5 protein-coding genes are annotated in these 6,000 nt (G+C 42.1%); 4 read left to right on the forward strand and 1 reads right to left on the reverse strand.

Annotated elements, in window-relative coordinates:
* Window positions 1-273 precede the first annotated feature (273 nt).
* On the forward strand, window positions 274-852 hold the full coding sequence (locus tag MKX59_RS26010; protein ID WP_023987231.1) for a sugar O-acetyltransferase: 579 nt from the start codon (window positions 274-276) through the stop codon (window positions 850-852).
* 92 nt (window positions 853-944) lie between these two features.
* Here the strand turns inward: MKX59_RS26010 and pdxR are convergent, their stop codons facing one another.
* Window positions 945-2,426 carry a MocR-like pyridoxine biosynthesis transcription factor PdxR gene (pdxR, locus tag MKX59_RS26015; protein ID WP_023987232.1) on the reverse strand — a complete coding sequence of 494 codons (1,482 nt, stop codon included), beginning with the start codon at window positions 2,424-2,426 and terminating at the stop codon, window positions 945-947.
* Window positions 2,427-2,551: 125 nt separating this feature from the next.
* Here pdxR and MKX59_RS26020 point away from each other — a divergent pair, with 125 nt between their 5' ends.
* The 3 genes from MKX59_RS26020 (at window position 2,552) to panB (ending at window position 5,496) form a co-directional block, all read left to right on the forward strand.
* Window positions 2,552-3,337: a PhzF family phenazine biosynthesis protein gene (locus tag MKX59_RS26020; RefSeq protein ID WP_023987233.1), complete on the forward strand. Its 786-nt coding sequence runs from the start codon at window positions 2,552-2,554 to the stop codon at window positions 3,335-3,337.
* A 74-nt stretch (window positions 3,338-3,411) separates the two neighbouring features.
* Window positions 3,412-4,629 carry an MFS transporter gene (locus MKX59_RS26025; RefSeq protein ID WP_254349106.1) on the forward strand — a complete coding sequence of 406 codons (1,218 nt, stop codon included), beginning with the start codon at window positions 3,412-3,414 and terminating at the stop codon, window positions 4,627-4,629.
* A 30-nt stretch (window positions 4,630-4,659) separates the two neighbouring features.
* Window positions 4,660-5,496, forward strand: a complete 837-nt coding sequence (panB, locus tag MKX59_RS26030; protein ID WP_340859401.1) for a 3-methyl-2-oxobutanoate hydroxymethyltransferase — start codon at window positions 4,660-4,662, stop codon at window positions 5,494-5,496.
* Window positions 5,497-6,000 lie beyond the last annotated feature (504 nt).

Raw genomic sequence — 6,000 nt, forward strand, 5'->3', positions numbered from 1 at the left:
TTCAATGATTTCTCCGGTTTGTACAAGAGATTTGATGACGTTTCCGCAAGTCGCCACGCTTAAACCGGTAATGTTAGAGACCGATGAAGTTGTTCCATGCTGCATCGACTTTAACTTTTTTTACCAATTATATATTAAATTGTTAACTCGAATCGAGTTGTGTGGTAGATTTGGCAACTTGATCCTTATTTTTATATAAGTTATTATAAGTCATATAATATTAGATAATAAAAAGAATGTTAGGTATAAAGTCAGACGAAAGGGAGTGCTTGAGTGACTTTAAAAGAGCAATTGAGAAGCGGAGAAATGTACAACGATTATTCGGAGGCGTGTAGTGCTGCAAGACACAAAGCGTCTAAATTAACCAAGCTGTACAATAACAGCGATGATAAGCAGGAAAGAAAAGAAATCTTAGACAAGCTGCTAGAGAAATGCGGAGAAGACGTCCATTTTGCGAATGATTTTCGCTGTGAATTTGGGTTCAACATTACGATTGGCAATCACTTTTTCGCAAATTATGATTGCGTGATTTTGGATTGCGCGGAAGTTATGATTGGTAATGATGTTTTGTTCGGGCCTCGAGTTGGAATCTATTGCGCGAATCATGCAACAGATGCCGTTGAACGCAGAAATGGTGGTTGTTATGCGAAACCAGTAACCATAGGAGACGATGTATGGATCGGCGCCGGTGTTCATATTAATCCTGGAGTCTCAATCGGTAGCAATTCGATCATTGGTTCCGGGAGTGTCGTAACTAAAAACATCCCGGCTAATGTTATAGCTGCCGGTAATCCCTGCCGAGTGATTCGAGCTATTACCGAAGCCGATAAAACCGGATTTATGGATGCATGACAAAACCGATAGGTGGATCATAAAAGAAGACTGCTGAAGTAAGCTTCAGGCAGTCTTCTTTGTGTTTTCTTTTCGAGGCGGCCCAAGGATATTTAAAAATAAGGAGAGGAATGCGAGTTTTTTCTACTTAAAATGATGCCCGCTAAAATTTCGCATAACGTCGTTATGCCTTCACGAAGCAATTCCTGACTGACGAACGAAAAACTTAATCGGATATGATGATTCTCATGTTCAACAGAGAAGCAGGAGGATCCCGGCAAAAAGGAAATTCCCTTTTTATTGGCTTCTGCTAGAACAAGATGCGATTGTACCCATTCCGGAAGGCTAAGCCACAGATTAAGTCCTCCTTGTGGCACCATCCAAGACACTTCTTTCGGGCAGCGCTCTGACAGAATTTCAAGCGCTAAATCGCGTCTTATTTTCAGTGTCGTTCTTAAGTTTTGCATATGACTTTCTACAATCGAAGGCTCGAGAAAAGGAAGCAGTATTTTTTGAGTCACCAATGGAGTACCTAAATCCGCGTTAGCTTTTGCAGCTAACACTCGCTTGAAAATAGAACCTGAAGCCGATAAAACGCCGATCCTACAGCCGGGTGCTAATATTTTACTCAATCCTTTTAAATAAATAACATGTCCATATTCATCCATGCTTTTAATTGGAGCAGGGGGGTGCTGATCATAATAGATTTCGCCCCAAGGATCGTCTTCGATAATAAGTGTTTGTGTATTTTGCGCCATTTCCAGAAGTTTCCTTCTTCGCTTATGGCTCATTAAGACACCGGTCGGATTATGAAAATTCGGAATCGTATAAATAAGTTTAGGATGATGTTTATCAAATAATTGCTGCAAAATATCCAAACGCATTCCTTCTTGGTCGAGAGGAACGGTTAGAATCGTAACGCCTCGATTTCGGAAAATATCGATAGCTCCGGGATATGTCGGAGCTTCAAGAATCACAACGTCCCCAGGACCTACGAATGTTCGAGCAATTAAGTCAATTCCTTGCTGCGAACCGTTCGTGACCAACAAATTTTCAATTTGCGTGTAAACGCCTAGACCGCTTAAATATTGCTGCATAGCGAGCCTAAGTTGTTGATCGCCCTGAGTATGACCGTATCGCGATAAAAAGGTTCCATCTTCTTGAATCAAGTGTTCAAACGCCGTTTTCAAATGTCGGTTAGGAAGCAATTCGGGATCGACCATGGAAGAAGCCAAGTGAATTTTTTGCGGCACATGATGAAATTGAGCGAGTTGGGAGCGCGGTAAATAATCCGGAACCGACAATTGCCAGTCCTGAGTTAACGGTTCTTCGATGCAGGCAGTCTCAATATCATTGTTTTTTTTACGGACAAATGTCCCGCTGCCTTGTACGGAATAAAGAAAATTTTGCTGCTCTAATTCGCGATATGCTTTGACTACTGTTAATAAACTGACATTAAGCTGCTTGGAGAGTACTCGAACAGAAGGCAATTTTTCACCTTCCTGCAGGAAACCGGATAAAATTTGATCAATCACAGCCAGCACAATTTGCCGAGTAATTGAGATCCCATTGTTTCGCTGAATATAGATGTGCATACGAAACCACCTCAAGTGTTATATCATCTAGTTGATTGTTATACATATAAGTCCTTTATAATGTCTACATTGTTTCATCATAACATAACACTTTAAGTGTTATTAGCGAAAAAAGGAGGAGAAGGATGAGATACTATGTAGTAGATGCTTTTGCGGAAAAGGTATTCGAAGGGAACCCTGCGGGCGTATGTATTTTGGAAGAATGGCTTCCGGAAGCAACGATGCAAAGCATCGCAACCGAAAATAATCTTTCTGAAACAGCATTCGCTGTTAAAGAAGGTGAAGATTATCGGTTAAGATGGTTCACACCGGCAGCAGAGATTGAGCTATGTGGACATGGGACTTTGGCTACTGCTTTTATTCTCGCTCAGTTTTATGAGCCAAACAGCAACAGGTTTGTTTTTCATACGTTAAGCGGGATCCTGACTGTTTTGAAAAAACAAAATCTGTTTGAATTGGATTTCCCGAATCGGCTTCCGGAATCTTTTGCTTTGACTCAGGATATGGTCGATGCGCTCGGAGTCACTCCTATAGAAACCTATTTAGGTCGTGATCTGATGTTTCTATTAGAAAACGAGGATCAAGTTCGTCAGTTAACCCCGGATTTTTCGAAGCTTAAACAGCTGCCAGATGGGCTAGGGGTCAATGTGACATCTCAAGGCAGTCAGTTCGACTTTGTCTCGCGAAGCTTTTTCCCAAAACTTAATGTCAACGAAGATCCGGTATGCGGTTCGGCTCATTGTAATTTGATTCCATTCTGGGCAGGACGATTAGGGAAGAACGAATTGGTGGCTCGGCAGGCGTCCCCTAGAGGAGGCACTTTGTATTGTCGTCTGGAAGGCGACAGAGTCGTGATGGGCGGTACAGCAGTTCTCTATGCTACATCTGAACTGCATCTCGATCACCTATAAAAAAGCCTGAACGGACTAAAATAGCAGTTCAGACCTTTTTTATTCGTATGTATTGAGTAAAGGAGTATCCTGAAATGAAATTGCATTATGGATGGATTGTACTATTTGCCACGTTCTTTGCGCTGTTTGCTGTCCAAGGCGTGCGATTGGCTTTTGGCGCATTTATTATTCCTTGGGAGAACGAATTTTCCCTGGACCGAAGTATGACTTCTTTGATTTCGACCGTCAGTTTTATCGTGTATGGCCTTTCTCAACCTGTTGTGGGACGACTAATCGATCGATATGGCGCGAGAATGATTGTGATAGGGAGCACGGCTTTAGTCGGAGTAAGCGTCATATTGACTGCTATGACTCAGCAATCATGGCAGTTATTTTTATTGTATGGTTTCTTTGTTTCCTTAGGCGTAGGGGGAGCTTCCAATGTAGCAGCTGCAGCAATCGTGACGAAATGGTTTACAGCTAAGCGCGGTTTTGCTTTGGGGATCGTGGAAGCGGGTTTCGGAGTCGGGCAAATGATCATGGTTCCGGGCTCTCTTTTGCTCATTCAAGTTATGGGCTGGCGAGGGACGGTTGTCGTACTGGGATTGTTTTTATTGCTTTTAGTCGTGCCGGTGGTTGTTTTTTTATTACGAAATCAACCTGCTGATAAAAATCTTTCGCCGTATGGCGGCGTCAATGAACAAGGCGATACCGTAGCTGAAAACAAAAATTCTTCCCTATGGAGTGTTTTTGCCGATTATAAGTTTTGGTTCATTATTATGCCATTCGTCATCTGCGGTTTTACAACTACGGGATTAATGGATACCCACTTGATTCCTTTCGCACATGACCATGGGTTCTCAACTCAAGTCACCGGGAGTGCGGTCAGTATCTTAGCCGCTTTTAACATTGCCGGCATCATACTGTCAGGATATTTGGCCGATCGCTGGAGCAGTCGTCGAATGCTGATTTTCTTTTATAGTGTTCGCAGTCTGTCTTTAATTCTTTTACTGGTCAGTCACGAACCGGTATTGCTGCTTATATTCGCGGCAGTATTTGGATTAGTCGATTTTGCAACAGTAGCGCCTACTCAACTGCTGGTTACCAAGCATTTCAACAAACATCGGGTAGGATTTATTATTGGATGGTTATTTTTGGGGCATCAGGTAGGTTCAGCTTTAGGGTCGTATATTCCAGGGTTACTATATTCTCATCATAACAGCTATTCCAGCGCATTTTACGCGGCTATTTTTCTTCTGGTTTTGGCCGTTATAATGACTTATCTATTACCCAAGAAAGAACTTGCTTCCTAACTTCAATACTTCATTTTCAGGAGAATATTCATGAAGCAAACCGTGGATTTAATAAACATGAAGCAGCGCGAAGAAAAAATCGTTGTGCTGACTGCCTATGATTATCCTTCTGCTAAGCACGCAGAACAGGGTAGCGTAGATATCATTTTGGTTGGCGATTCTCTCGAGATGGTGGTACTGGGTTACGATTCCACCGTCCCGGTTACGCTTGAAGATATGATTCATCATACTAAAGCAGTTAAACGAGGGGCAAAGAACACATTTATTATGGCGGACATGCCCTTTCTAAGTTATCACCTTACGGTGAAGGACACCTTAATCCATGCCGGCCAATTGGTCCAAGAAGCCGGTGCCCATGCTGTAAAACTGGAAGGAGCCGGTGAGGTTATCGAACATATTGCTGCATTGACGAGAGCCGGAATTCCTGTCTGTGCCCATTTGGGCCTGACGCCGCAGTCTGTCGGTGTCTTAGGTGGCTATAAAGTGCAGGGGAAAGATGCCCGATCTGCTCAACGTCTTCTGGAAGATGCGAGAAAGTGCGAAGCTGCCGGTGCCTTTGCTTTATTGTTGGAATGCGTGCTGAAGCAGCTGGCTGAAAAGGTTGCCAAGTCCTTGACTATACCTGTAATCGGGATCGGAGCTGGCTTGAATGTGGATGCTCAAGTTCTCGTTTACCATGATATTTTAGGCTACGGTGTTGAACGTGTGGCCAAGTTTGTGAAGTCTTATCAAAAACTAGATGCTTCTATATCAGAATCCATTCAGGCCTATGCAGCAGATGTGCGAACCAAACAATTTCCTGAAGAAATCCATTCGTTCAACATGAAGGAAGAGGAATTAAAAAGAGTTTATGGAGGCAAGGAATAAAACAAGCAGTGATTTGTGAAGGGTAACCGGTTTTGAAATTGAAAAATGAGAAGTTAAGGAACAGCAGTGCCAAACAGGCACTGCTGTTGTTAGTTTCACCTGTTCTAAAAAGTATACTTTTAGGAACGGTTCTAAATTAGTTTATTTCACGTTCCAAAATGTTTGTAAATTATTATTGGAACGTTTCAATATTAATCCCCCCTTTTGGAACTGAAAGGGGGAGGCATCATAGAGTAGAAATGAAGAATAGCAAATTCGAAAGTATGAGCAGTAAAGTAATAGAACTGATTTTGATAACTTGGTTATTAATTGGTGTAATTTTCATGTAGTAATCAGCAAATCTAAATGATATATTATTTATCCGGCCGTAAGATAGGCTGTGATGTAATATTTAGATGGACTTCAAAAATTCAAAGGATCACCTGTAAGGCATTATTTACCAGTAGCATGAATCGCCAAAGTATGATATATTAATATTCCGGGTGTTGATATGTCCGGAAATGC

The sequence above is a fragment of the Paenibacillus sp. FSL R7-0340 genome (assembly GCF_038002205.1).
GTDB classification, from domain to species: domain Bacteria; phylum Bacillota; class Bacilli; order Paenibacillales; family Paenibacillaceae; genus Paenibacillus; species Paenibacillus polymyxa_B.